Origin of the sequence: Massilibacterium senegalense (assembly GCF_001375675.1) — a bacterium.
GTDB classification, from domain to species: domain Bacteria; phylum Bacillota; class Bacilli; order Bacillales; family Massilibacteriaceae; genus Massilibacterium; species Massilibacterium senegalense.
Genome location: NZ_LN831786.1, coordinates 1,253,676 through 1,278,777, shown reverse-complemented (window position 1 = coordinate 1,278,777; position 25,102 = coordinate 1,253,676). Strand labels below are relative to the sequence as shown.

At 37.1% G+C, this 25,102-nt stretch carries 23 protein-coding genes and 1 other annotated feature; of the genes, 21 read left to right on the top strand and 2 right to left on the bottom strand.

Annotated elements, in window-relative coordinates:
- Nucleotides 1–5: 5 nt before the first annotated feature.
- The 17 genes from BN1372_RS09800 (at nt 6) to BN1372_RS09720 (ending at nt 16,506) form a co-directional block, all read left to right on the top strand.
- The gene (locus BN1372_RS09800; RefSeq protein WP_062198998.1) at nt 6–839 is read left to right on the top strand and encodes a cytochrome C assembly family protein; all 834 of its coding nucleotides are present in this window, start codon (nt 6–8) and stop codon (nt 837–839) included.
- Nucleotides 840–896: 57 nt separating this feature from the next.
- Nucleotides 897–1,823: a hydroxymethylbilane synthase gene (gene hemC / locus BN1372_RS09795; RefSeq protein WP_062198996.1), complete on the top strand. Its 927-nt coding sequence runs from the start codon at nt 897–899 to the stop codon at nt 1,821–1,823.
- Nucleotides 1,824–2,597, top strand: a complete 774-nt coding sequence (locus BN1372_RS09790) for a uroporphyrinogen-III synthase (RefSeq protein ID WP_062198994.1) — start codon at nt 1,824–1,826, stop codon at nt 2,595–2,597. It begins immediately after the preceding gene.
- Between the two features lie 3 nt (nt 2,598–2,600).
- Entirely contained in the window at nt 2,601–3,575 is a 975-nt protein-coding gene (hemB, locus tag BN1372_RS09785) for a porphobilinogen synthase (RefSeq protein ID WP_267902257.1), read from the top strand.
- A gap of 14 nt (nt 3,576–3,589) precedes the next feature.
- Complete coding sequence (gene hemL, locus BN1372_RS09780) at nt 3,590–4,882, top strand: glutamate-1-semialdehyde 2,1-aminomutase (protein WP_062198992.1); 1,293 nt, start codon at nt 3,590–3,592, stop codon at nt 4,880–4,882.
- 142 nt (nt 4,883–5,024) lie between these two features.
- Entirely contained in the window at nt 5,025–5,996 is a 972-nt protein-coding gene (locus tag BN1372_RS09775; protein WP_062198990.1) for a LysM peptidoglycan-binding domain-containing protein, read from the top strand.
- Between the two features lie 8 nt (nt 5,997–6,004).
- Nucleotides 6,005–6,607 (top strand): hypothetical protein, encoded by a 603-nt coding sequence (locus tag BN1372_RS09770; RefSeq protein WP_062198988.1) that lies wholly within the window; start codon nt 6,005–6,007, stop codon nt 6,605–6,607.
- A gap of 105 nt (nt 6,608–6,712) precedes the next feature.
- Entirely contained in the window at nt 6,713–7,351 is a 639-nt protein-coding gene (locus BN1372_RS09765) for a TetR/AcrR family transcriptional regulator (protein WP_062198986.1), read from the top strand.
- A 69-nt stretch (nt 7,352–7,420) separates the two neighbouring features.
- Entirely contained in the window at nt 7,421–8,563 is a 1,143-nt protein-coding gene (locus BN1372_RS09760; protein WP_062198984.1) for an acyl-CoA dehydrogenase, read from the top strand.
- A 38-nt stretch (nt 8,564–8,601) separates the two neighbouring features.
- Nucleotides 8,602–10,254 (top strand): AMP-binding protein, encoded by a 1,653-nt coding sequence (locus tag BN1372_RS09755; RefSeq protein ID WP_062198983.1) that lies wholly within the window; start codon nt 8,602–8,604, stop codon nt 10,252–10,254.
- Between the two features lie 47 nt (nt 10,255–10,301).
- Nucleotides 10,302–11,651 carry an acetyl-CoA carboxylase biotin carboxylase subunit gene (locus BN1372_RS09750; RefSeq protein ID WP_062198981.1) on the top strand — a complete coding sequence of 450 codons (1,350 nt, stop codon included), beginning with the start codon at nt 10,302–10,304 and terminating at the stop codon, nt 11,649–11,651.
- Between the two features lie 11 nt (nt 11,652–11,662).
- The gene (locus tag BN1372_RS09745) at nt 11,663–11,875 is read left to right on the top strand and encodes an acetyl-CoA carboxylase biotin carboxyl carrier protein subunit (protein WP_062198979.1); all 213 of its coding nucleotides are present in this window, start codon (nt 11,663–11,665) and stop codon (nt 11,873–11,875) included.
- Between the two features lie 16 nt (nt 11,876–11,891).
- The gene (locus BN1372_RS09740) at nt 11,892–12,794 is read left to right on the top strand and encodes a hydroxymethylglutaryl-CoA lyase (RefSeq protein WP_062198977.1); all 903 of its coding nucleotides are present in this window, start codon (nt 11,892–11,894) and stop codon (nt 12,792–12,794) included.
- Nucleotides 12,795–12,808: 14 nt separating this feature from the next.
- Nucleotides 12,809–13,585, top strand: a complete 777-nt coding sequence (locus BN1372_RS09735; RefSeq protein WP_062198975.1) for an enoyl-CoA hydratase — start codon at nt 12,809–12,811, stop codon at nt 13,583–13,585.
- Nucleotides 13,586–13,644: 59 nt separating this feature from the next.
- On the top strand, nt 13,645–15,138 hold the full coding sequence (locus tag BN1372_RS09730) for an acyl-CoA carboxylase subunit beta (RefSeq protein ID WP_407656473.1): 1,494 nt from the start codon (nt 13,645–13,647) through the stop codon (nt 15,136–15,138).
- Between the two features lie 16 nt (nt 15,139–15,154).
- On the top strand, nt 15,155–15,853 hold the full coding sequence (locus BN1372_RS09725) for a CoA transferase subunit A (RefSeq protein ID WP_062198971.1): 699 nt from the start codon (nt 15,155–15,157) through the stop codon (nt 15,851–15,853).
- Nucleotides 15,853–16,506, top strand: coding sequence for a 3-oxoacid CoA-transferase subunit B (locus tag BN1372_RS09720; RefSeq protein ID WP_062198969.1), 654 nt, complete (start codon nt 15,853–15,855; stop codon nt 16,504–16,506). Before BN1372_RS09725 ends, BN1372_RS09720 begins: the two co-directional genes overlap by 1 nt.
- Before the next feature lie 316 nt (nt 16,507–16,822).
- Here BN1372_RS09720 and BN1372_RS09715 read toward each other — a convergent pair whose 3' ends face one another.
- Nucleotides 16,823–17,017: a hypothetical protein gene (locus BN1372_RS09715; protein ID WP_062198967.1), complete on the bottom strand. Its 195-nt coding sequence runs from the start codon at nt 17,015–17,017 to the stop codon at nt 16,823–16,825.
- Nucleotides 17,018–17,163: 146 nt separating this feature from the next.
- Here BN1372_RS09715 and BN1372_RS09710 point away from each other — a divergent pair, with 146 nt between their 5' ends.
- From BN1372_RS09710 to BN1372_RS09695, 4 genes are all read left to right on the top strand, one after another.
- The gene (locus tag BN1372_RS09710; protein ID WP_062198965.1) at nt 17,164–18,402 is read left to right on the top strand and encodes an ABC transporter permease; all 1,239 of its coding nucleotides are present in this window, start codon (nt 17,164–17,166) and stop codon (nt 18,400–18,402) included.
- A complete protein-coding gene (locus tag BN1372_RS09705) occupies nt 18,402–19,079 on the top strand; it encodes an ABC transporter ATP-binding protein (RefSeq protein ID WP_062198963.1) in 678 nt (225 codons plus the stop codon). Before BN1372_RS09710 ends, BN1372_RS09705 begins: the two co-directional genes overlap by 1 nt.
- 28 nt (nt 19,080–19,107) lie before the next feature.
- Nucleotides 19,108–19,332, top strand: a binding site (T-box leader).
- Between the two features lie 50 nt (nt 19,333–19,382).
- Nucleotides 19,383–22,022: a valine--tRNA ligase gene (locus BN1372_RS09700; RefSeq protein WP_062198961.1), complete on the top strand. Its 2,640-nt coding sequence runs from the start codon at nt 19,383–19,385 to the stop codon at nt 22,020–22,022.
- An 89-nt stretch (nt 22,023–22,111) separates the two neighbouring features.
- Complete coding sequence (locus BN1372_RS09695) at nt 22,112–23,401, top strand: bifunctional folylpolyglutamate synthase/dihydrofolate synthase (RefSeq protein WP_062198959.1); 1,290 nt, start codon at nt 22,112–22,114, stop codon at nt 23,399–23,401.
- Nucleotides 23,402–23,463: 62 nt separating this feature from the next.
- On the opposite strand, the gene BN1372_RS09690 is transcribed toward BN1372_RS09695, so the two are convergent.
- Nucleotides 23,464–25,101: a hypothetical protein gene (locus tag BN1372_RS09690; RefSeq protein WP_062198957.1), complete on the bottom strand. Its 1,638-nt coding sequence runs from the start codon at nt 25,099–25,101 to the stop codon at nt 23,464–23,466.
- Nucleotide 25,102 lies beyond the last annotated feature (1 nt).

Below are 25,102 nucleotides of genomic sequence, written 5' to 3'. Positions count from 1 at the left end.
TGCAGATGGGAGAATTGCATATTAATTGGCTGACAGATGTCACGATTATATTGTATGCGTTAAGCGTCCTTGGCTATTTTATTGATTTTTTACAAAACAACCGGAAGGTCAATCGCTTGGCCTTCTGGTTGCTTTCTATTGTTTGGTTTTTGCAAACGGTTTCGATAATATATAAATACATGATGACGGAGCGCTTTCCGGTTTTAACGATATTTGAGGGGCTACTGTTTTATTCTTGGGTTTTAGTGACATTGTCGTTGCTTATTAATCGGTTATCACGTATTGATTTTATTGTATTTTTTACGAATGTACTAGGATTTTTAATGTTATCGCTTCACTTGTTTATGCCAACGGATCAAGTTCCACTTGTCGTGCAAGCTCAGTTGATGAGTGAATTGTTATCGATTCATATCACGATGGCGTTGATTGCCTATGGTGCATTTACTTTTGCTTTTGTTTTTTCTGGAATGTATTTACTTCAACATCAAATGCTAAAACAAAAAAAATGGACGATTCGCATGAAACGATTTGGAAATTTATCAAGGCTTGAAAATTTAGCTTATTATTCTACGATGCTTGGTGTACCTTTATTGTTACTAAGTATCATTTTAGGTATTATTTGGGCTATGGCGAAATTGACAATTTTTGTATGGTTGGATCCGAAAGTATTGACTACTTTGTTTATTATTGGCTTATATAGTTTTTATTTATATATGAAAGTAACAGAGAAAAAACAAGGAAAATCATTAGCTTGGATAAACATTATGGCTTTTTTATGTGTTTTAATTAATTTATTTTTGTCCACTAGGTTATCGAATTTTCATTTATGGTATCAATAAACGTCATTTCTCTTATTGCCATGTGCAATAAGGTAACAATAAAAGTTGGAGGAGAATATGCGAAAAATTATTGTTGGTTCACGCAGAAGTAAATTAGCATTAACACAAACAAAATGGGTTATTGAACAATTAAAATCTTTCGGATTCCCTTTTGAATTTGAAATTAAAGAAATTGTCACGAAAGGCGACAAAATTTTAGATGTGACATTGTCTAAGGTTGGGGGAAAAGGATTATTTGTAAAAGAAATTGAACAAGCAATGCTCGATAAAAAAATTGATATGGCAGTACATAGTATGAAAGATATGCCTGCGGTTTTACCTGAAGGATTAATTATCGGTTGTGTGCCAAAACGAGTAGATTACCGTGATGTGTTGATTTCAAAAGATAATATTCCGCTTGAGCAATTAAAAACGGGTGCGATTGTAGGTACAAGTAGTTTACGGCGTTCCGCACAATTGTTAGCAAAACGACCAGATTTACAAATTGAACCGATTCGTGGAAATATCGATACTCGTTTAAGAAAACTAAAAGAAGAAAATTTTGATGCGATTATTTTAGCAGCTGCTGGTCTTGAAAGAATGGGATGGTCGAAAGAAACGGTTACCGAATTTTTAGAACCAGATGTTTGTTTACCAGCAGTTGGACAAGGTGCGCTTTCTATTGAGTGTCGTGAAGACGACGATGAGTTACGACAATTGTTAGATCGTTTTAATGATCAAGAAACATACGATACAGTTATGGCAGAACGTGCTTTCTTAGACGAAATGGAAGGTAGTTGTCAAGTTCCTATCGCAGGACATGCTGTTCTGAAAGACAACGAAATAGAAATAACTGCTCTTGTAGCAACAACAGACGGAAAAACCGTTTTAAAAGAAACTGTTTCAGGTGAAAATGCACAACAAATCGGAGTGGCAGTAGCGAATCGCTTGAAAGAAAAAGGAGCTACTCATATTTTAGCATCTGTCAAAAAGGACTTGTCTTAAGTGACGTATTTAACAGGAAAACGAGTACTTGTTACGAGAGCAAAAGGACAAAATAAAGCATTTTCAAAAAAATTAATAGAAGTGCAGGCAATCCCTGTAGAAGTGCCGCTTTTAACGTTTCAACTTCCAAATAACATAAATGCTATTCAACAAGAATTTTCAAAATTGCAGTCATATACGTGGACGGTTTTTACGAGTGTGAATGGTGTCCGATATTTTTTTGAGCTTTTAGACCGCTTTCAAGTAGCCTTTCCTGATACGATGAAAATTGCTGCAGTCGGTATAAAAACAGAACAAGCGCTACAGGAATATGGCAGGAAAGCAGATTTAATTCCAGATGAATTTGTTGGCGAGAGTTTAGCAGAACATTTAATGCGCGTATTAACGAAACAAGATGCTGTTTTTATGCCTCGCGGTCAGCTCGCCCGAAAAAAATTGTACGATGAACTCGTTCAGTTTGGTGTTCGAGTGAGCGATGTGACGATATATGAAACGGTTAGAAATGATGCCATAAAAGATACATTAAATACAATGATACAATTAGAGCAAATAGATGTAATCACATTTACAAGTCCTTCTACGGTACGCTTTTTTATGGAATTGTTAGAGGAACAAAATCGAACGTACATAAAAGATGCTGTCGTTTGTTCTATCGGACCAATTACGACAGCAGCATGCATACGTCAACAGTTACTAGTAGCAATCGAAGCAACACCGTATACGATTGATGGAATGATAGATGCGATGCAACAATTTTTTAAAAGGAGTGAATGACTAGTGTTTAAACGTCATCGTCGATTAAGAAAAAATAAACAAATGCGGGCATTAGTTCGTGAAAATCATTTGCATGTAGAAGATTTTATTTACCCTATTTTTGTGACAGAAGGGGAAAATATAAAAAAAGAAGTTCCATCTATGACAGGTGTTTATAATTTTTCCTTAGATTGTTTAAATGAAGAAATTGCAGAATTAGAGCAACTAGGAATTGTCAGTATTATTTTATTTGGTATACCAGCTGAAAAAGATGTATGTGGAACAGGTGCTTTTGAGGACAATGGAATTATTCAAAAAGCAACGAGACAAATTAAACGGAATTTTCCAAATATGATTGTCATAGCGGATACGTGTCTATGTGAATATACAAGCACTGGACATTGTGGTGTGTGTGATGAGCACGGTCGTGTATTAAATGATGAAAGTTTACAGTATCATGCGAAAACTGCCGTATCTCAAGCAAAAGCGGGAGCGGATATTATTGCTCCATCAAGCATGATGGATGGATTTGTTGAAACAATTCGAGAAGTATTAGATGAAGCTGGATTCGAAGAGATTCCAATCATGTCGTACGCTGTAAAATATGCTTCTGCTTTTTATGGTCCTTTCCGTGATGCAGCAGATGGTGCTCCGCAATTTGGAGATAGAAAATCATATCAAATGGATCCGGCCAATCGTTTAGAAGCATTTCGTGAAGCAGCAAGCGATGTGGAAGAAGGTGCCGATTTTCTTATTGTAAAACCAGCCCTTTCTTACTTAGATATTATCCGAGATGTTCGCAACGAATTTGATTTACCAATCGTTGCATACAATGTAAGTGGGGAATATGCGATGATTAAAGCGGCTTGCCAAAACGGTTGGTTAGATGAAAAAGCAGTCGTAACTGAAAAATTACTAAGTATGAAACGCGCTGGTTGTGATTTAATTATTACGTATCACGCAAAAGATGTTGCGAAATGGTTAAAAGAAGAGCAATAAAAGGAGGCCAAAGGATGCGTTCTTATATCAACTCAAAAAAAGCACAAGAAAAAGCAGAAAAATTAATGCCAGGTGGAGTAAATAGTCCCGTTCGTGCATTTAAATCTGTCCATATGGATCCTATTTTTATGGATCACGGAAAAGGTTCTAAAGTATATGATATCGATGGAAATGAGTATATCGATTATGTTCTTTCATGGGGACCATTAATTTTAGGGCATGCAGATGATCGCGTAGTAGAAAGTCTTAAAAAGGTAGCCGAAAAAGGAACAAGTTTTGGTGCATCTACATTGATGGAAACCAAACTAGCAGAACTCGTTATTGAACGCGTGCCATCAATCGAAGTGATTCGTATGGTTAACTCAGGTACAGAAGCAACGATGAGTGCTTTACGGCTTGCACGTGGTTATACGGGTCGTAATAAAATTATGAAATTCGAAGGAAGTTACCACGGACATGGTGATTCTTTATTAATTAAAGCTGGTTCTGGAGTCGCAACACTTGGTTTACCAGACAGCCCTGGTGTACCTGAATCGATTGCAAAAAATACCGTTACGGCTGCTTATAATGACTTAGATGCAGTGCGTCAAGCGTTTGAACAATATGGTGATGACATTGCGTGTATTATCGTAGAACCTGTAGCAGGAAATATGGGACTTGTGCCACCACTATCTGGTTTCTTACAAGGCTTGCGTGATATTACAAATGAATATGGTGCATTATTAATCTTTGATGAAGTAATGACAGGTTTCCGCGTTGATTACGGATGTGCACAAGGCCTTTTTGGTGTGACTCCTGATTTAACAACATTAGGAAAAGTTATTGGTGGTGGTCTTCCTGTAGGTGCTTTTGGAGGAAAACGTGAAATTATGGAACAAATTGCTCCAAGCGGTCCGATTTATCAAGCGGGTACTCTTTCAGGAAATCCACTAGCAATGACAGCTGGATATGAAACGCTTGTTCAATTAACACCAGCAGCGTACGAAGAAATTAATCGAAAAGCAGATAAACTTCAAGCAGGACTCATTAAAGCAGCAGAAAAATATGACATTCCACATTGCGTGAATCGTGTTGGCTCTATGTTTGGCTTTTTCTTTACAAATGAAAAAGTAATCAATTACGAAACAGCCAAAACAAGTGATCTTGAAATGTTTGCGGAATATTATAAATTGATGGCAGATCAAGGAATTTTCTTACCACCGTCACAATTTGAAGGATTATTTTTATCTACTGCACATACAGATGAAGATATCGAAAAAACGATTCAAGCTGCAGAACGTGCATTTGAGCAAATTCAAGCACAATAATGAAAAGCGAGTACTTTATGTACTCGTTTTTTTTGTTCATCTAATTCCGTTGTTGACCAAGCCCATCTTCGCTTTTTTTGTTTCATATTTTTTTTTCTGGGTCATAGAATGTATTGTACATATCGTAAAGGAGGAATGTGGTGTGAAGCATGAGGAAGGGTTGCTTCGTTTTTCAATTTCAGAGTTTGTAAATATTAGTCAAGCTCAGGTTAAACAAATGATTTCTTTATCATTGGAACCGAATATTTCTGTGGAGCCATTAAATGATCTTGTTACCATGAAGGGGGCTTTAATTCTTCAAGGAGAATATGAGTCAGGTGAGGATGACTTAGCGGGAAACGTTCGAAAATTAGAACATTCTTTTCCTATCGATATTACGATTCCAAAATCACGAGTAACGAGTCTAGATACAATTCAATTAATGATTGAAAGTTTTGATTATGATTTTGAAGAACAAGAGCGTCTTATTATTCAAGCAGATTTGCTTGTTAGTGGTATTACGAATGAAAGTGCGTTTGTGCTAGAAGAAAGAGAAAAAGAAACGTTAGAAGAACCACTAGTAAGAATGGAAGCAGGACATAAGCAAGCAGAACGAGTAGAAGATGAAGCAGTAGAAACTTCTACTGTAGATACAACGTTACTTGGGGAAGAACAAATGGGCGAAATGACGATTGAAAAACAAGAAGAAAAAGAAGTTAGACCACTTGTTCAAATTGAAGCAACAAGAGAAGAAAACGATAGACCACTTGTTCAAGTTGAATCAACAAGAGAAGAAAAGCATCCAGTTGTAGTAGAAGAAATTCAAGTAGTACAAGAAATTCAAAAGGAAGAAACGGAAGAAGCTAGGAACGAAGAATCTAAAGAACAAGACGCACATGTTCATGAAGGTGAATTTGAACAGGAATTTTTACTATCAGAATTATTTGCTACAGACGAAGAAGATCACTTTTCTCAAGTAAAGATTTATATTGTACAACGGGATGAAACGTTGCATACAGTTGCAAGTCGATATGAAATGCCAGTAGATGAGCTCGTTCGTTTTAATGATTTGAAAACGACAGATGTAGAAGCAGGTATGTTAGTATATGTCCCTAAAGTCACGAAAAAAGCATAGGTGATCAGATGAGACGTTTTATCGAATTAGCCAATTTTCATCAACAGACGGTGAAAGAAGAAACATCTGTTTCGCTAGAGCCTTTTATTCATACAATAAAAGAAAAAATTCAAAAACAATTTACGTATCTCGAATCACGAATAAAAAAAGCAGAATTAGAAATTTACATTTCCCCATTTGAATTTGTTTTGTTAGAAGATCTTAATAGATTATTACAATCAGTCGAAACGATGAAGCGTTTCGTTTTTCATTTAGAAAAAGAGTGGGAAGAAAAGAAAACTCTTCGCTTCGTTCTTTATTTGGAAAATTATGTATATGTTTCACCGGTAGAGGAACTGTGGAAATTTATTCGTCGTTTTCATTCTAATACGATTGATCAAATGGTCATTCAGTATGATGAACATTTTTCACTCGTTAAACTAGAACGATTGCTTTTAAACCTATATTTATCTGATTTGTCACCTTTTCTTACGCTATTACAAACGTATGATAATAAAAAGATAATTAGTGAGTATGAGATGATAAAACAATGGAAAATAGAAAAAAAACGTTATCAATTGTATCAAAAAATGGTCAAACACTTTTCTGTACCAGTGCATAAAAAGGAATAAACTCGGGTATAGAACATATAATTCTCGAAATCTAAAAAAAATTCAAAAAATACTTCAAAGTTTTCAGAAAATATAGTATTGTATTTAATAAAGGATGAGAAAAAAATGGAAAAGAGTTTGAAAGATAGAATCATTGATACTGCAATTGATCTTTTTGAAAAAAATGGCTATCATGGAGTAACGGTTGATCGCATTGTCGCGGAATCAAATACATCCAAAGGTGGCTTTTATCACAACTTTAAGTCAAAGGACGAGCTCCTTTATGACATCCACGATCTTTTTATTTCATACGTGTTACAAAAAGCAAACGAAGCGTACGAAAACTACACAACACCTACAGAAAGACTTTGTGCTATTATTCAATCATTTACAAAAGTCTTTGATATGTACAAACCTCACATTACAGTTTTTTACCAGGAAAATACGTACTTAAAAGAAGAATATGAGCAAAAAATTAATGAAAAGCGTGATTTATACAAACAAATTATTTTTAAAGTCATCGAAGAAGGCATCGAATCAGGCGTTTTTCGGAAAGAGTTACCGCGTGAAATTATAGGGATGTCGATTATTGGCATGGTGAACTGGACGTACAAGTGGTTTAATACGAGTGGACCGATGACAATTGACGAAATTGCTGCTGTTTTCATTGATCTAATATTACATTCTCTCCTCACAGAAGAAGCAAAATATGATCCAGTCGTTCAACCCTATTTATTAGTGAATAAGCCGGTTTCTTTTTCATAAATAGAGACCGGTTTATATATAAAACGACACAAACCGACTAGTCGGTTTTGGAGAGGGAGGAAGAAAAAGATGAATTTTGAATTTACACAAGAACAAAAAATGGTGAAAGACATGGCGCGAGATTTTGCCGAAAAAGAAGTTCGTCCAATTGCTGATGAAGTGGATAGGACAAGCCGATTTCCAAAAGAAGTATTCAGAAAAATGGGGGAGCTAGGATTACTAGGTATACCGTTTCCAGAAGAGTATGGTGGAGCTGGTGGCGACACGATTTCTTATGCATTAGCAGTAGAAGAAATAGGAAAGGCGTGCGGTGGGACAGGCTTAAGTTATGCGGCAACCATTTCTTTAGGTGCTAGCCCTATTTATTATTTTGGAACGCAAGAACAAAAAGAAAAATGGCTCGTTCCGATGGCAATGGGGGAAACATTAGGAAGTTTTGGATTAACAGAACCAAATGCCGGAAGCGATGCAGGTGGCACTCGAACAAAAGCCGTCGTGGATGGAGAGGAATATGTCATTAATGGTGAAAAATGTTGGATTACGAATGCAGAGTATGCAAGACAAATTATCGTAACAGCGGTAACTGGAAAAGATGAGAAAGGACGTAATAAAATTTCTGCTATTATCGTGCCAACGGATACTCCAGGAGTTACGATTAACAGCAATTATGAAAAAATGGGTGTACGAGGTTCTAATACGTGTGAAATTATTTTGGATAATGTGCGTGTACCACGAGAAAATCTTTTAGGAGATCCGGAAAAAGGATTTAGTCAATTTTTATATACACTAGATGGTGGTCGTATTTCGATTGCTGCATTATCGGTTGGAATTGCTCAAGCTGCATATGAAAAGGCGTTACAATATGCAAAAGAACGTGTCCAATTTGGAAAATCGATTTCAAAATTCCAAGCTATTCAATTTAAACTGGCTGACATGGCAACAGAAATCGAATTAGCTCGTACTTTAGTGCATAAAGCAGCGTGGTTAAAAGATCAAAATAAACCATTTGGAAAAGAAGCGGCAATGGCGAAATTATTTGCTTCCGAAACAGGATTCCGTACGTGTAATCAAGCTATTCAAATCCACGGTGGGTATGGATATATGCGTGAATATGAAGTGGAACGACATTTGCGTGATATCAAATTAATGGAAATTGGTGAAGGGACTTCTGAGATTCAACGACTAGTTATTTCCCGTCGAATTGGTTGTTAACGTTTTTTGGATAGACGATTACGGGAGGGAAAAAATTAATGTCCAATTTATTAGATGTAACGGTCGGAAAGTTATTAGAAGAGCAGGCAAAAAAGTATCCGAATCATGAAGCGGTTGTGTACGATGACCGTGGATTACGGATGACGTATAAAGAGTTTGATGATCATTGTCGGAAAGTGGCGCGAGGATTAATGGCCTTAGGAATTGAAAAAGGAGAACATTTAGCAGCATGGTCTACGAATACGCCGGAATGGTTATCCTTACAGTTTGCTACTGGGAAAATGGGAGCTGTGTTAGTAACGGTAAATACTAATTACCGAGCAGCAGAATTAGAATATTTGTTAAAACAATCTGACTCGAAAACGTTAATTTTAATGGAGCAATATCGGGATGTGTCATATGTTGATACCATTTATCAAATTTGCCCAGAATTACGAACATCTAAACCAGGACAGTTAAAAAGTAAACGATTACCTCATCTAAAAAACGTTATTTTTATGGGAGAAAAAAGATACCCAGGTATGTTTCAATGGAATGATATTATCGAAGCATCCAAAACTGTAACAGAAGGACAATTAGAAGAACAATTAAATAGCTTACGTGCGGAAGATGTGATCAATATGCAATATACATCCGGGACGACAGGTTTTCCAAAAGGCGTGATGCTATCGCATCGAAACATTGTGAATAATGGCCATCAAATTGCGCAATGTATGGAATTAACGTACAAAGATCGATTATGTATTCCCGTTCCGTTTTTCCATTGTTTTGGTTGTGTGTTAGGAGTACTTGCTGCTGTGAGCGTTGGAGCCACTGTTTTACCAGTTCAAGAATTTGACCCGAAAGTTGTGCTTGAAATAGTTCAAAAAGAAAAATGTACGGCTCTTCATGGTGTACCAACGATGTTTATAGCGGAGTTACATCATCCAGATTTTCAAGAGTATGATTTATCTACACTACGTACAGGAATTATGGCAGGTTCGACATGTCCAATTGAAGTAATGAAAGAAGTAATGGAGAAAATGAACATGGAGGAAATTACAATTGCATACGGACAAACGGAATCTGCACCAGTTATTACTCAAACAAGGACAGACGATCCGATTGAACTTCGAGTAGAAACAGTAGGACGACCGCATCCAAATGTAGAAGTAAAAATTGTTAATCCAGTTACGAACGAAGAAGTTCCGCGCGGTGAATCAGGGGAACTTTGTACGCGCGGGTATCATGTTATGAAGGGATATTACAAAAACGAAGAAGCAACAAAAGAAGCAATTGATCAAGATGGTTTTCTCCATACTGGCGATTTAGCTGTGATGGATGAACAAGGATATGTTCGAATTACCGGTCGATTGAAAGATATGATTATTCGCGGAGGAGAAAATATTTATCCACGTGAAATCGAAGAATTTTTATATCGTCATCCGAAAGTGTTAGATGTACAAGTAGTCGGTGTTCCTGATCCGAAATTTGGAGAAGAAGTGATGGCCTGGGTTATTTTAAAGGAAGGCGAAACATGTACAGCGGATGAAATCAAAGATTTTTGTAAAGGACAAATTTCTCGACATAAAATTCCGCGGTATATTCAATTTACGGATGCGTATCCAATGACGGCGTCTGGAAAAATTCAAAAATACAAGTTACGTGAACAATCAGAGCAAATCGTTAAAAATAATCAATTACCAATTTAGGAAGGAATTCCTAAAAAAGATTCGAAAATAGAAAAGGAGAGAAGATTATGTTTCAAAAAATCTTAATTGCCAATCGTGGCGAAATCGCCTTACGTGTTATTCGGACATGCCAAAGGTTAGGAATCAAGACAGTTGCAGTATATTCGGAAGCGGATAAACAGGCGCTCCATGTTAGACAAGCGGATGAGGCATATTGTATTGGGAAACCAAGAGTTCACGAAAGTTATTTAAATATCGATGCTATTATGGATGTCGCAAAACAAGCAAATGCAGAAGCAATCCATCCCGGTTACGGATTGTTATCTGAAAATTCAGAATTTTCTAGAAGGTGCAAAGAAGAAGGACTAGTTTTTATTGGTCCTTCTCCTGAAGTTATTCATGCAATGGGAAATAAAATCGAAGCTAGAAAAACGATGATTGCTGCTGGAGTTCCAGTTGTTCCAGGAATCGAAACATCGTTAAAAGATGAACAAGAAGCAGCAGATGTAGCAGATATTATCGGGTATCCCGTAATGTTAAAAGCTTCTAGCGGTGGTGGCGGGATTGGTATGCAACTCGTTTCATCGAAAGAAGAATTACTCACATCATTTGCAGGTAATCAAAAACGCGCGCAATCTTTCTTCGGTGACGGTGCGATGTATATAGAAAAATATATTGCGAATCCACGTCATATTGAAGTGCAAATTTTAGCTGATTCACATGGAAATACGGTTTATGTTTGGGAAAGAGAGTGCTCGATTCAGCGTCGAAACCAAAAAGTTGTCGAAGAGGCACCATCTTCCTTTTTAGATGAAGAAACGAGACGCAAAATGGGGGAAGTAGCTGTAAAAGCTGCCAAACACATTGGATATGAAAACGCTGGTACGATTGAATTTTTAGTCGATGAACAAAAAAACTTTTATTTTCTTGAAATGAATACACGGTTGCAAGTAGAACATCCCGTAACGGAGGAAATTAGTGGATTAGATTTGGTGGAATGGCAATTAAAAGTTGCGTGCGGGGAGCCATTATCCTTTACACAAGAGGATATGAAAAAAGATGGACATGCTATTGAGGTTCGAATTTATGCAGAAAATCCAAAAACGTTTTATCCGTCTCCGGGTACGATTGAGACGTGTGTGTTGCCGAGAGGAAATGCTATTCGACATGAGGCAGCAATCGAAAATGGAACAGTAGTTAGTCCGTTTTATGATCCGATGATTGCAAAAATGATTGTAAAGGAACCGACACGTGAACAGGCAATTGAAACGTTAACAAAAGCATTGCTTGCATACAAAGTTACCGGAATTCAAACAAACATTCCGATGCTAATCGATGTTGTGAAGCATGAAGCTTTTAAACAAGGCAATACAACCACAAATTTTGTAGAAGAACATTTCAATAAACAATTGAATTAGGAGGAATAAAAATGAGTAAAGTGATGACGAATATGGCAGGTAATGTTTGGAAGGTGTTAGTGAAACCAGGGGATACCGTATCAGCTGGAGATGATGTGGTTATTTTAGAATCAATGAAAATGGAAATCCCTATCCAAGCAGAAACAGACGGAACCGTAAAATCACTGCAAATTAATGAAGGTGATTTTGTAAACGAGGGTGATACTTTAGTGGAATTTGAATAAGGGGGGGGCGGTTGGAATGTTTCCTAGCCATGTGACCATTAAGGAAGTTGGCCCGCGTGATGGATTACAAAATGAACAGACGTTTGTGCCAACCGAGACAAAAATTCAATGGATCGAACAATTAAGTGAAACAGGGCTTTCGTATATAGAAGTGACTTCTTTCGTTCATCCAAAATGGATTCCACAATTAAAAGACGCAGAAGAAGTATTAAAAAATATTGAAAAAAACAAAGATGTGACGTATGCAGCACTTATTCCCAATCGTCATGGATTAGAACGCGCTATTCAAGTGGGATTAGACGAAGCAAGTGTGTTTATGTCTGCTACGAATGCACATAACAAAAAAAATATTAATAAATCCACAGACGAAGCTATCGTTGCGTTAAAACAAGTCATTGCAGAAGCAAAACAGGCGAATATTCCCGTTCGGGGATATTTGTCTACCGTTTTTGGTTGTCCTTATGAAGGGAAGGTATCGGTGGAAAAGGTGAAAAAAATTAGTTACACCTTGCTTGAAGCTGGTATTTATGAATTGTCACTAGGAGACACAATCGGGGTAGCTAATCCTAAACAAGTGGAATACGTGCTACGTGAGTTATTGAAAGAAATTCCAAAAGATAAGCTAGCCCTTCATTTTCATAATACACGTGGTTTTGCCATTGCTAATATTTATGCGAGTTTACAACTTGGAATGGCAACCTTTGATAGTGCTTTGGGTGGACTCGGTGGTTGCCCTTATGCGAAAGGAGCATCTGGTAATGTCGCAACAGATGATGTCGTTCATTTTATGCATGAACTTGGAGTGGAAACGGGCATAAAGGAAGAGGCTCTTTTTCAAGCGACACGATTTATTGAACCACATATCGATCATCCATTAACGAGCCATTCTCTTAAAGTAAACCGTGAACAATGTGTATAGACGAGGTGAGGAATATGAAGACAGTAATGTACGAAGTGAAAAATCATATTGCGACGATTACATTAAATAGAAAAGAAGCTGCTAATGCAATGAGTTTACAACTGCTTACAGAGCTCCATGATACGTTATATAAAGTAAAATACGACCCGAATGTCCGAGTGGTCATTTTAACTGGAAGTGGGGATGCGGTATTTTGTGCTGGTGCTGATTTAAAAGAACGAGCATCGATGCCACCAAAAGAAGCGAAAAAAACCGTTTCTTTTATTGGGACAACGATTAATGAAGTAGAAAGTTTGCCACAACCTGTTATTGCTGCAATAAATGGTGCAGCATTCGGTGGAGGGCTCGAATTAGCACTTGCGTGTTGTATTCGTGTTTTAAATGAGCAGGCAAAGGTCGGGCTAACAGAAGCATCGCTAGGAATTATTCCAGGAGCTGGAGGAACCCAACGGTTAGCAAGATTAATCGGACGTGGGCGTGCTAAAGAACTCATTTATACCGCACGTCGTGTATCTGCAACAGATGCGTTGCATTACGGAATAGTAGAACATGTCGTTCCAACAGAAGCAGTGTTACAAAAGGCGACAGAACTTGCAGAAGAAATGGTGAAAAATGCACCACTTTCCTTAATTCAAGCGAAAAAGGCAATCAATGAAGGGTTAGATGTCGATAGTAAAACAGGGTTTGTGATAGAAAAAATGGCATATGATTTATTGCTTGGTTCTAAAGATCGAATCGAAGGATTACAAGCATTTAAAGAAAAAAGAGTACCAAATTATAAAGGAGAGTGACGGAAATGAAAACAGTACATTCGCAAACAGTAACAGAACGACTACATGAAAAAGAAGAAATGCTTAAAAAAGGTGGACAAGCAAAGTATCATGAAAAAAACCGAGAACAAGGAAAGTTATTTGTTCGTGAGCGATTAGAATTATTATTTGATGAAGGATTATCAATAGAAGATGGTTTATATGCAAACTGTCAGGAAGACGGGCTTCCTGCTGATGGTGTTGTAGCGGGAATAGGAAAAATTCATGGACGTACAGTAGCGGTAATGGCTAATGATTCAACTGTCAAAGCAGGATCTTGGGGGAAAAGGACAGTAGAAAAAATTATTCGTATTCAGGAAACAGCAGAAAAATTACAATGCCCCCTTTTATACCTTGTCGATTCTGCTGGTGCACGAATTACCGATCAAATTGAAATGTTCCCTGGTCGTCGCGGTGCAGGACGGATTTTCTATAACCAAGTAAAATTATCTGGGAAAATCCCGCAAATTTGTTTGTTGTTTGGTCCTTCTGCAGCAGGAGGTGCGTATATTCCTGCCTTTTGCGACACTGTTGTCATGGTAGAAGGGAATGCTTCTATGTACTTAGGCTCACCACGTATGGCAGAAATGGTAATCGGAGAAAAAGTAACATTAGAAGAAATGGGTGGTGCGCGCATGCATTGCTCCGTGTCAGGTTGTGGGGATGTATTAGCGAAAACAGAAGAAGAAGCGATTCGTTATGCTCGTAAATATATTGGTTATTTTCCGAATAACTACCGGGAAAAACCAGAAAAAGTAGAAGGACGTGCACCGAAAGCTTTTGAAAAATCAATTAGTGAATTATTACCAGCCAATCAAAATGCCCCATTTGATATGTATCAATTAATTGAGCGAGTGGTCGATGAAGATTCGTTATGTGAAGTTAAAAAGCTATTTGCCCCAGAACTAATTACCACCCTTGCACGAATTGATGGACAAGCAGTTGGAATTATTGCCAATCAACCGCGCATGAAAGGTGGCGTATTGTTCCACGATTCTGCGGACAAAGCAGCGAAGTTTATGACGCTATGCGATGCTTATCATATACCACTTCTATTTTTAGCAGACATTCCAGGGTTTATGATTGGAACAAAAGTAGAAAGAGCGGGGATTATTCGTCACGGTGCGAAAATGATTTCTGCTATGAGTGAAGCGACGGTTCCGAAGATATCGGTTATCGTACGAAAAGCGTATGGCGCTGGTCTGTATGCAATGGCAGGTCCTGCATTTGAACCGGATTGTTGTTTAGCTTTTCCAAATGCACAAATTGCAGTGATGGGACCAGAAGCTGCTGTCAATGCTGTATATGCGAATAAAATTGCAGCACTAGACGAAAAAGACCGTCCAGCTTTTATTGAAGAAAAACGAAATGAATATCGAGAAGATATTGATATTTATCGTCTCGCATCTGAAATGATTGTCGACGATATTATTGCTCCGGATGATTTACGATCAGCTTTAATCAAACGTCTCGACGCATATATGAGTAAATATGTTGTATTTACGGATCGCAAACACGGCGTGTATCCGGTGTAAAGGAAGGGATGCAAAGATGAAGCCAATTTATGAAAAAGTTCAAGACATTATTTCGTTTGTGGCAGATGGAATGACGATTATGGTTGGTGGTTTTGGGCTTTGTGGTATACCTGAAATGACAATTTCGGCATTAGCGGAATCAGGTGTGAAAGACTTAACTGTCATTTCGAACAATTGTGGTGTAGACGATTTTGGACTTGGATTGCTATTAAAAAATAAGCAAATTAAAAAAGTAATTGGCTCCTATGTTGGGGAAAACAAAGAATTTGAACGGCAAGTGCTAAAAGGAGAACTAGAAGTGGAATTAGTCCCCCAAGGAACGTTAGCAGAAAAAATTCGGGCTGGTGGTGCAGGAATTCCAGCATTTTATACACCTGCTGGGGTTGGTACGCCTATCGGTGAGTCAAAAGAAAAACGAATGTTTCATGGAAAAATGTATGTATTAGAAGAAGCGCTAACAGCAGATGTTTCCATTATTCGTGCGCACTTGGCAGATACAATGGGAAATATTACGTACCGGAAAACAGCACGAAATTTTAATCCCATTATGGCGACGGCAGGAAAATATACGATTGCGGAAGTAGAAAAAATAAAAGAAGCGGGACAAATAGATGCAGATATGATTCATACTCCAGGAATTTATATCGATGCCATGACAGTTCAACCACAAGAAAAGCGAATTGAACGGTTAATGATATCGGAGGTGAGTTGTTAATGGATGTTCGTGAAAAAATTGCTCGTCGTGCCGAAAAAGAAATTCATTCTAATAGTTATGTCAATTTAGGAATTGGCATGCCAACCCTCGTTGCCAATTATTTAGACGAGCAAAAACAAGTCGTCTTGCAATCAGAAAATGGCCTTTTAGGCATTGGTCCCTATCCGACAAAAGAAGACGTTGATCCAGATTTAATTAATGCGGGAAAAGAAACGGTAACAGAACAGGTTGGAGCATCCTTTTTTGATAGTGCAACATCATTTGCGATGATACGTGGAGGACATATTGATGTTGCAATATTAGGAGGGATGGAAGTATCAGAATCAGGTGATTTAGCAAATTGGATGATTCCAGGGAAAATGATTAAGGGAATGGGCGGGGCAATGGACCTCGTTCATGGGGCAAAAAAAGTAATTGTCATTATGGAACATGTCAGCAAACAACAACAACCGAAAATCGTCAAAAAATGTTCGTTACCTTTAACTGGTGAACGAGTCGTTCATCGAATAATTACCGATCGCGCAGTAATGGATGTGAAAGAAGATGGACTAGAGCTAGTAGAGGTGGCGAAAGGATATACAGTAGAAGAAATACTCGCTTCTACCGAAGGAAATATCGTTGTCTCCCCTATTATAAAAATGGATGCGTATTAAAAAATGAAACCTTTTCCTACATGCACATCAGGAAAAGGTTTTTTTATGAATAAATAGTTCTAAAAGAGTAGTGGTGAAAAAATACGGCACCATTTTTGGGTAGAAAGGTATAATACATACTTCTTGTTTTTCTTTAAAGTTCAAATAGTGATGGATAACGGAAAAATAGCTAATTAAAATGATAAATAAATGTAAAAAAGAGGAGTATATAGTGGGGATACTCCCTCGGTAAGAGCGGTAAAAAAATGATGAACGAAAGAGATGTCTTTCAACCCTAATTAATGGTAAGTAAGACCCCCACTGCCTAAAGATTTCTTTATTTTTTGATAGATAACGCAATGGCGATTACAATAAATATTATACATAAAATCCAATCGAACATCGAAGGAGAAAATAATAGACGGAGGGCTTGAAAAACGACAAATGCCCAGCAAATCGTGATGGCACCTTGTTGCCATTGGCGGTTTCGATGTTTGACAAACACGCGTTTTCTAAAAAAACGATGACGCATTTTTTTCCTCCTTTGTGACGAAATTGTGACGTCATTTCATACCTACTAAGGTTTAATGGTGAATTTTGATATAATGACGTTGTAGAACTTGTTTTGTTATACTATGTTTAGAGTTGTTTTATGTTGTTATTTTAAAAGTGGGGTGAATGAATGTGCGTACTAAAGGGGGAATTGCTTGGAAAAGTGTCAAGCGAAAACGGTCGCGAGCCATTTTATTAATAATTAGTTCAGCGATTACGGCACTTATTTTATTCGCAAGTTATTTTTTCGTTGTTTCGATGCAAAAAAGTGTAGAAGCGACAAAAGGACGCTTTGGTGCAGATCTTGTACTTGTTCCTAAAGGAATGGGTGCATATGCAGGAGATAATGCGGTCAGTGGAATTGTGACAAAAGCATATGTCAATGAAAAAGAAGTAATGGATGCTTTAAAAGAAATTCCAGAAATTGAACAAGTGGCACCGCAATTATATTTAGAAACAATATCTGCTGTTTGTTGTGGTACGGGTGGTGATTATCCGATTGTTGCCTTTGATCCGAACAATGATTTTATTTTAAAAACGTATCAAATTCGTGATTGGGATTTAGATAAGTACGACGTTATTATTGGGTCAAAAGCAGGTGGTGAAAACTTTATTTATCATTATGATGATAAAAAACAAACGGAATGGGTAGTGTTATTTAATAAAGAATTTTTTATTGAAAACACGCTTTTCCCAACAGGTACCGCGACAGATGAAACGATTTTTATGAGAATGGATACCGCTAGAGAATTAGCAAAAAAAGATGATAACGCATTAGACATTCCAGATGGTGTCGTATCTACTGTGTTTATTGATACACAAGATGGAATGGAAGAGTTTGTCATGCATCAAATTGAAGATAAGTTACCGAATGTAGATATCGTCCAAGGAAAAGGATTAGCACAAGAGTTAGAAAAAAAATTATTTCCTGTTCAATTATTGAGTTACTTAATGATGGGACTCGTTATTGTATTATCTATGATTCAAGTGATGACACTATTCTCTGCAATTATGAGTGAACGTAAAAAAGAAATAGGAATGCTTCGAGCGATGGGTGTGAAAAAGAAAAATGTCTATCGGCTACTTCTGACGGAAGCAGGAATTACATCGGTTATTGGAAGTCTTATCGGTGCTTTTTTAGCAACTGGAATTATGTTTGATAACCGTGGTTTTTGGTTAGCTGCAATGGAACTTCCACTTGTGATCCCAAAATTAAAGTCGGTGGAGGGAGTAACCTTTAGTTTAATGCTCGGTGGTGGAGTAATTCTTGTTACATTAATTATTACATTATTAGGTGCATTCTTCCCTATTCGTGAAACAATTCGCGAAGAACCGTATGAGTCTATTCGAGAGGGGGAAGTGTAATGATTGAAGTAAAGAATGTCGTAAAGGAATATAAAATTGGTCGTGAACGAATCGTGAAAGCGTTAGATGGTATTTCTTTAACGATTGAAAAAGGAAGTTTCGTGTCTATCATGGGGCCATCTGGAAGTGGAAAGTCTACTTTACTAGCGTTAATGGGGCTGTTAGATGTACCGACCAGTGGTGAAATGTATTTTGACGGTGTGGAAACAAGTCCATTAAAGGATAAAGAACGGACAAAAATACGTTTTGAAAAGGCTGGTTTTATTTATCAATTTTCGAGTTTAATGCCGACACTATCAGCATATGAAAATATTCTTCTACCAGTGCTTTTAGAGAAAAAGGCAACAAAAGAAGAGGAAGAATGGGCGATGAGTTTATTAAAAAAGGTTGGGCTTGAAGAACAGAAAGATCATCTCCCGTATCAATTAAGTGGGGGACAGCAACGTCGAGTTGCTTTGGCGCGCTCGCTCATTAATCACCCGAAAATTTTATTTGCGGATGAACCGACTGGTGCCCTTGATGCCAAAACAGCTGCCGATATGATGGCGATTTTCCAAGACCTTCACCAGCAAGGAACGACGATTGTCATGGTAACCCATGATGAAAAAATGGCACAATATGCTGATACCGTAATTTCGATTATTGATGGAAAGATTTATACACATATTGACGAATAAAGGTGGATTCGTTAAACTGTTAGTTGATATAGATGCATTGATGAGGAAGAGTACGTCGTGAAACCTTTCAGAGAGAGAAGTCGTTGGTGAGAGATTTCTTAGGATAAACGATGGAAGGTAGCCTCGGAGCACCCTTTTTGAACATGTCTAAGTAGAAAAGGGCGGGACATCGCCGTTACCGAGTTGAGTGTGTAAGAAACGATTCTTACAAATGAAGGTGGTACCACGGAAGACATCTCCTTTCGTCCTTTTTAGGGCGAAAGGAGTTTTTTTTATGTAGAAGAAGAAAAAGGAGGGCATCTTATGTCTAAAGAAATTTCAATGCCGACAAAATATAATCCACAAGAAACAGAAGCGAAATGGTATGATTTTTGGTTAGAAAAAGAATGTTTTAAAGCAAATCCTGAGAGTGGAAAGGAACCATATACTATTGTTATTCCACCGCCAAACGTTACAGGAAAATTGCATCTTGGTCATGCGTGGGATACGACATTACAAGATATGTTAACACGCGTAAAACGAATGCAAGGATATGACGTGCTATGGTTACCAGGGATGGACCATGCGGGAATTGCAACACAAGCAAAAGTAGAAGGAAAACTTCGCGAAGAAGGGATTAGCCGTTACGATTTAGGTCGTGAAAAATTCCTAGAAAAAGCGTGGGAATGGAAAGAAGAATATGCGACAACGATTCGTCAACAATGGAGTAAGTTAGGACTTGGACTTGATTATTCAAGAGAACGTTTTACGTTAGATGAAGGATTAAGTAAAGCAGTACGTAAAGTATTTGTTGATTTATATGAAAAAGGGCTTATTTATCGCGGGGAATATATTATTAACTGGGATCCGCAAACGAAAACAGCGCTTTCTGATATTGAAGTTATTTACAAAGACGTTCAAGGTCATTTTTATTACATGGCATACCCATTAACAGATGGAAGTGGAACGATTGAAATTGCGACAACACGTCCGGAAACGATGCTTGGGGATACAGCAGTCGCAGTTAACCCGAAAGATGAACGCTATCAACATTTAATTGGTAAAACAGTAACACTTCCAATAGTAGGTCGTGAAATTCCGATTATTGCAGATGAATATGTAGATATGGAATTTGGATCTGGTGTCGTAAAAATTACCCCTGCACATGACCCGAATGACTTTGAAGTAGGAAATCGTCATGATTTACCTCGAATTTTAGTCATGAATGAAGACGGTACGATGAATGAAAACGCAGGAAAATATAACGGTATGGACCGCTTTGAATGTCGAAAACAAATTGTAAAGGACTTACAAGAACAAGGTGTATGCTTTAAAATGGAAGACCATCTTCATTCTGTTGGGCACTCAGAACGTAGTGGAGCTGTTGTAGAGCCTTATTTATCAACTCAATGGTTTGTGAAAATGCAACCATTAGCAGACGCGGCGATTGCATTACAAAATGAAGATGGCAAAGTGAATTTTGTACCAGAACGTTTTGAAAAGACATATTTACATTGGATTGAGAACGTGCGTGATTGGTGTATTTCTCGCCAATTATGGTGGGGGCATCGTATTCCTGCTTGGTATCATAAAGAAACTGGTGAAGTTTATGTAGGAATGGAGGATCCAACAGATAAAGAAAATTGGGTACAAGATGAAGACGTGCTTGATACGTGGTTCTCTTCTGCATTATGGCCTTTTTCAACAATGGGATGGCCAGATGTGGACGCGGAAGACTTTAAACGATACTATCCGACAGACGTGCTAGTAACGGGATATGATATCATCTTTTTCTGGGTTGCACGTATGATTTTCCAAGGAATTGAATTCACTGGCAAACGTCCATTTAAAGATGTATTAATTCATGGATTAGTACGTGACAGTGAAGGACGTAAAATGAGTAAATCACTCGGTAACGGTGTAGACCCAATGGAAGTCATCGAAAAATACGGAGCAGATGCACTGCGTTATTTCTTAGTTACAGGAAGCTCACCAGGAAATGACTTACGTTTTTATTGGGAAAAAGTTGAATCAATTTGGAACTTTGCCAATAAAATCTGGAATGCGTCTCGCTTTGCATTAATGAATATGGATGGAATGACCTACGAAGAATTAGATTTATCAGGAGAAAAATCAGTAGCGGATCGTTGGATTTTAACTCGTTTAAATGAAACAATTGAAGATGTTACACGATTAGTTGAAGTATATGAGTTTGGTGAAGTGGGTCGAGCGTTGTATAATTTTATATGGGACGATTTCTGTGATTGGTATATTGAAATGGCAAAATTACCATTATACGGTGACGATGAAGCTGCGAAGAAAACAACTCGCTCGATTTTAGCGTATGTATTAGATCAAACGATGCGTCTTCTTCATCCATTTATGCCATTCATTACAGAAGAGATTTGGCAACACCTTCCTCATGGAGGTGTATCGATTACACAAACAAGTTGGCCAGAAGTTCGCCAAGATTTACATGATGAAGATAGCGTGAAACAAATGAACTTACTTATAGAAGTGATTCGCGCTGTTCGTAATGTTCGTGCGGAAGTGAATACACCGATGAGTAAAGAAGTAGATATTTTTATGAAACCAGCAAATGAACAAGTAGCACATGTATTAGAAAACAACCGGACATATTTAGATAAATTCTGTCGCCCACGTCAATTAACGATTGACGTTGCATGGAAAGCACCGGAAAAATCGATGGCGAGCGTTGTATCGAATGTGGAACTATTCTTCCCACTTGAAGGATTATTGAACATTGAAGAAGAGATGGAACGGTTAGAAAAAGAACTAGAAAAATTAAATAAAGAAGTGGAGCGAGTACAGAAAAAATTAAGCAATGAAAAATTCGTCAGCAAAGCGCCTGCACACGTAGTAGAAGAAGAACGTGCAAAAGAAAAGGACTACGTCCAACAAAGAGAAACTGTTCGTGCTCGATTAGAGGAGCTACAAGGGTAAAAGTCATTCCCACTTGTCAATTAAATAAAGAGCGATTCCACTAGAATCGCTCTTTTACATACCAAAGATTTTGAAAGGAGATAACAGGAATGAAAACAGTTCAAGAAGTACAAGAATGGCTACAATCATTGCTGAAATTTGGAGTAAAACCAGGTCTAGAACGAATTGAATGGTTGTTAGAACGAACAGGAAGACCAGATCGTCGTTTAAAACTCGTCCACGTTGCAGGGACAAATGGAAAAGGTTCCGTCATTACGTATATGCGTTCTGTCCTAGAAAAAGCAGGATACGAGGTCGGTACCTTTACATCTCCATATATCGATGTGTTTAATGAACGAATTGCAGTAAACAATCGACCAATCGACGATGATTCACTTGTACAAATCGCTAATTTCGTACAACCACTCGTCGAAGAATGTGCAGAAGAAGGACTTGGGAATCCAACAGAATTTGAAGTGCTGACGTTAATAGCATTTATTTATTTTGCGGAAGTGGTGTATCCTGATATCGTTTTAGTAGAAACAGGATTAGGCGGTAGATTAGATTCTACCAATTGCATTATTCCTGTTTTAACGGTGATTACGAATATTGGACATGACCATATGGGCATTTTAGGGAATTCTATCGAAGAGATTACGCGGGAAAAAGCAGGCATTATGAAAAATGGTATCCGTCTTGTAACCGCTGTGAAACAACCGGAAGCAAAACAAATTATTAATACCATTGCAAAAGAAAAGAAAATCAATGTATACGCATTAGGAGAGCAATTTTCGGTTAAAGATGTGAAACAAGGAGCGAAAGAAACAACATTTTCTTATACATCGATGTTCCGTTCTTTCGAAAATATGGCAATCCAAATGAAAGGAACGCATCAAGTAGAAAATGCGACGGTTGCATTAATGGCACTTGATTTACTCAAAGTATACTTTTCTTTATTAATTGATGAAGAACACGTATATGCTGGATTAAAAAATGCGTTTTGGCCAGGACGTTTTGAACAGGTAAAAGAAGATCCAGTTGTTATTTTAGATGGTGCGCATAATGAAGAAGGAATACAAGCGCTAGTTAATACGTTACAAGCACAATACAGCAACAAAAAAATATATACCGTATTTACAGCATTAGCAGATAAAGACATTAAAAAAATGATAGAACCATTAGAAAAAATCAGTGAACAAATGTTCCTAACGACATTTGATTTTCCGCGTGCTGCAAGTCTTGAAACGTTAAAAGAACTGACTTCTGCCGATACAAAAACATATCCAAGCTATCAAAATGCAATAACAGAAGCGGAGAAACAAGCAAAAGAAAATGATGGAATAGTTGTCATTGCAGGATCTTTATATTTCATTAGTGAAATACGAAATTTATATAAATAATGTTAAAAATTTATCCATCAATGAAGGAAAAGAATAGCTTCTTTCACTGATGGAAGATTTTTTTATTCACTTTTCCGTTCTAATTCTATTAAGTCAAGGCCATTGACCATCGGGAGGCCAACTAACCGATTGCGAAGTAATTCTTCGTTATAAACAATGCGTAGTCTTGCTCGTTCAGGTAGTATTTTTGTTTGATTTTTTTCAATGATGCTTTCATATTCTTTTGTAACTTGCTTTGTATTTCCCCTAGAACCATTTAAAATTACTTTTGAACCAAATAATCCTCCATAAATTTGAATATTGGAAATAATGCCCTGTAAACTAATTAAATCATCACTATACAAAAAGGCTTGTATGACATCTTCAGGTGGAGTACCTGATATTGGAACATCTTTGTAGGAGTTCGTATTTGCGATAGAAATTCTTTCACGGCTAAATAAAATTAAGGAATGTTTGGGATCATTAGCAGAAATTTTTGAGTCATTAATCTCGGTAAACCCTTCAACATAAATGACACTATCAAATGAAACATTAGCGTTTTTAATTATTAAATTTCCTTTAATATAAATTGGTCCGCCTTGAATAGTGATTGGCGTATTATTAGAAATCGTAACATCTCCTTCATATACTCGTCCTGCTTCAGGCACTGTTTGAGATGTTTTTATTTTTGTCCCATTTAGACGTTCGACAGCTGGTCCGTTAAATTGAAGTATTTCTTGTCCTTTTATATCAGCAGTAATAAATTCTTTTTCTTCCTTTTTTAACATGGGTATGTATCGAAAGGTTTCATCGTTTTTAAATAATTTCGCAATCTCTTGTTGTGGAATATACCCATTTTCTTTTGAAAATGCTGACTCTTTTCGTGATTTTTGAAAGAAGTCACTTTTTGAATCAAGAAGTTGTCCTGATTTTAAAAAAGAAGGATCAATAGTAAATAGTTGACCACCAACATGTGTAGTAGCACGTTTATTTTTTTCAACATTTTCAACAGTAGGAAAATCTGTTATCGTCCATTTTGTTTTCGGTGTTGTTCTTCCTTGCTCATCCTTTTTTAAATCATAATAATGAGTATAATTAATACTTGCTAAATTACCACCAACATACATATTTCCTTTTATAGAAGGTGCCCCAAATATGGTTACATTTCCTTTGTTATTACATGACGTTTCTTGGCAATTATTATATGCACTTAATGCATATTTTAAAGCATCTGTTGTTCTTCCTTGTAGGCGAAATACTTTTTTTACCGTCACCTTTTCTTTTTTCACAATCCCTGTGCTTTCAATATAAATTTTTTTCTCCATTGTTTTATTTTTTTCCTGTAAATGAAAGAGTTCTGTTGGTTCGATTATCTTTACTGTAAAGGTGTGACCTTGTGTCGATTCGTAAGGAACTCCTTTTTCATATTTTTTTAATAGTTTATTTGTTTCTTCTTTAAATTTTGTTAATTCCACTTCATATTGCACACTATCATTGGAATATTCATTCAAATCATGTATTAATTCAATAAACTCTGCTTGGAAATAGTTTATGCCTTTTTCAGCTAAATATGTTGCTTGAACATTTTCTTCCTTCTTTTTTGTTTGTTTAGCTCCAGAAATGGTAGCTGAAAAAACAGTGAGCCCAATAATGGAGAAGACTAGAAAAACGACGAGAACAAGAAGTAAGGAGTAGCCTTTTTCGTTCACATAAACACGCATG

What these genes read in the sequence shown, in the direction of transcription:
- BN1372_RS09800 (WP_062198998.1), top strand. Translation starts at nt 6, where the DNA reads ATGGGAGAATTGCATATTAATTGGCTGACAGATGTCACGATTATATTG.
- hemC (WP_062198996.1), top strand. Translation starts at nt 897, where the DNA reads ATGCGAAAAATTATTGTTGGTTCACGCAGAAGTAAATTAGCATTAACA.
- hemL (WP_062198992.1), top strand. Translation starts at nt 3,590, where the DNA reads ATGCGTTCTTATATCAACTCAAAAAAAGCACAAGAAAAAGCAGAAAAA.
- BN1372_RS09770 (WP_062198988.1), top strand. Translation starts at nt 6,005, where the DNA reads ATGAGACGTTTTATCGAATTAGCCAATTTTCATCAACAGACGGTGAAA.
- BN1372_RS09765 (WP_062198986.1), top strand. Translation starts at nt 6,713, where the DNA reads ATGGAAAAGAGTTTGAAAGATAGAATCATTGATACTGCAATTGATCTT.
- BN1372_RS09760 (WP_062198984.1), top strand. Translation starts at nt 7,421, where the DNA reads ATGAATTTTGAATTTACACAAGAACAAAAAATGGTGAAAGACATGGCG.
- BN1372_RS09755 (WP_062198983.1), top strand. Translation starts at nt 8,602, where the DNA reads ATGTCCAATTTATTAGATGTAACGGTCGGAAAGTTATTAGAAGAGCAG.
- BN1372_RS09750 (WP_062198981.1), top strand. Translation starts at nt 10,302, where the DNA reads ATGTTTCAAAAAATCTTAATTGCCAATCGTGGCGAAATCGCCTTACGT.
- BN1372_RS09745 (WP_062198979.1), top strand. Translation starts at nt 11,663, where the DNA reads ATGAGTAAAGTGATGACGAATATGGCAGGTAATGTTTGGAAGGTGTTA.
- BN1372_RS09740 (WP_062198977.1), top strand. Translation starts at nt 11,892, where the DNA reads ATGTTTCCTAGCCATGTGACCATTAAGGAAGTTGGCCCGCGTGATGGA.
- BN1372_RS09735 (WP_062198975.1), top strand. Translation starts at nt 12,809, where the DNA reads ATGAAGACAGTAATGTACGAAGTGAAAAATCATATTGCGACGATTACA.
- BN1372_RS09730 (WP_407656473.1), top strand. Translation starts at nt 13,645, where the DNA reads ATGCTTAAAAAAGGTGGACAAGCAAAGTATCATGAAAAAAACCGAGAA.
- BN1372_RS09725 (WP_062198971.1), top strand. Translation starts at nt 15,155, where the DNA reads ATGAAGCCAATTTATGAAAAAGTTCAAGACATTATTTCGTTTGTGGCA.
- BN1372_RS09720 (WP_062198969.1), top strand. Translation starts at nt 15,853, where the DNA reads ATGGATGTTCGTGAAAAAATTGCTCGTCGTGCCGAAAAAGAAATTCAT.
- BN1372_RS09715 (WP_062198967.1), bottom strand. Translation starts at nt 17,017, where the DNA reads ATGCGTCATCGTTTTTTTAGAAAACGCGTGTTTGTCAAACATCGAAAC.
- BN1372_RS09710 (WP_062198965.1), top strand. Translation starts at nt 17,164, where the DNA reads ATGAATGTGCGTACTAAAGGGGGAATTGCTTGGAAAAGTGTCAAGCGA.
- BN1372_RS09705 (WP_062198963.1), top strand. Translation starts at nt 18,402, where the DNA reads ATGATTGAAGTAAAGAATGTCGTAAAGGAATATAAAATTGGTCGTGAA.
- BN1372_RS09700 (WP_062198961.1), top strand. Translation starts at nt 19,383, where the DNA reads ATGTCTAAAGAAATTTCAATGCCGACAAAATATAATCCACAAGAAACA.
- BN1372_RS09695 (WP_062198959.1), top strand. Translation starts at nt 22,112, where the DNA reads ATGAAAACAGTTCAAGAAGTACAAGAATGGCTACAATCATTGCTGAAA.
- BN1372_RS09690 (WP_062198957.1), bottom strand. Translation starts at nt 25,101, where the DNA reads ATGCGTGTTTATGTGAACGAAAAAGGCTACTCCTTACTTCTTGTTCTC.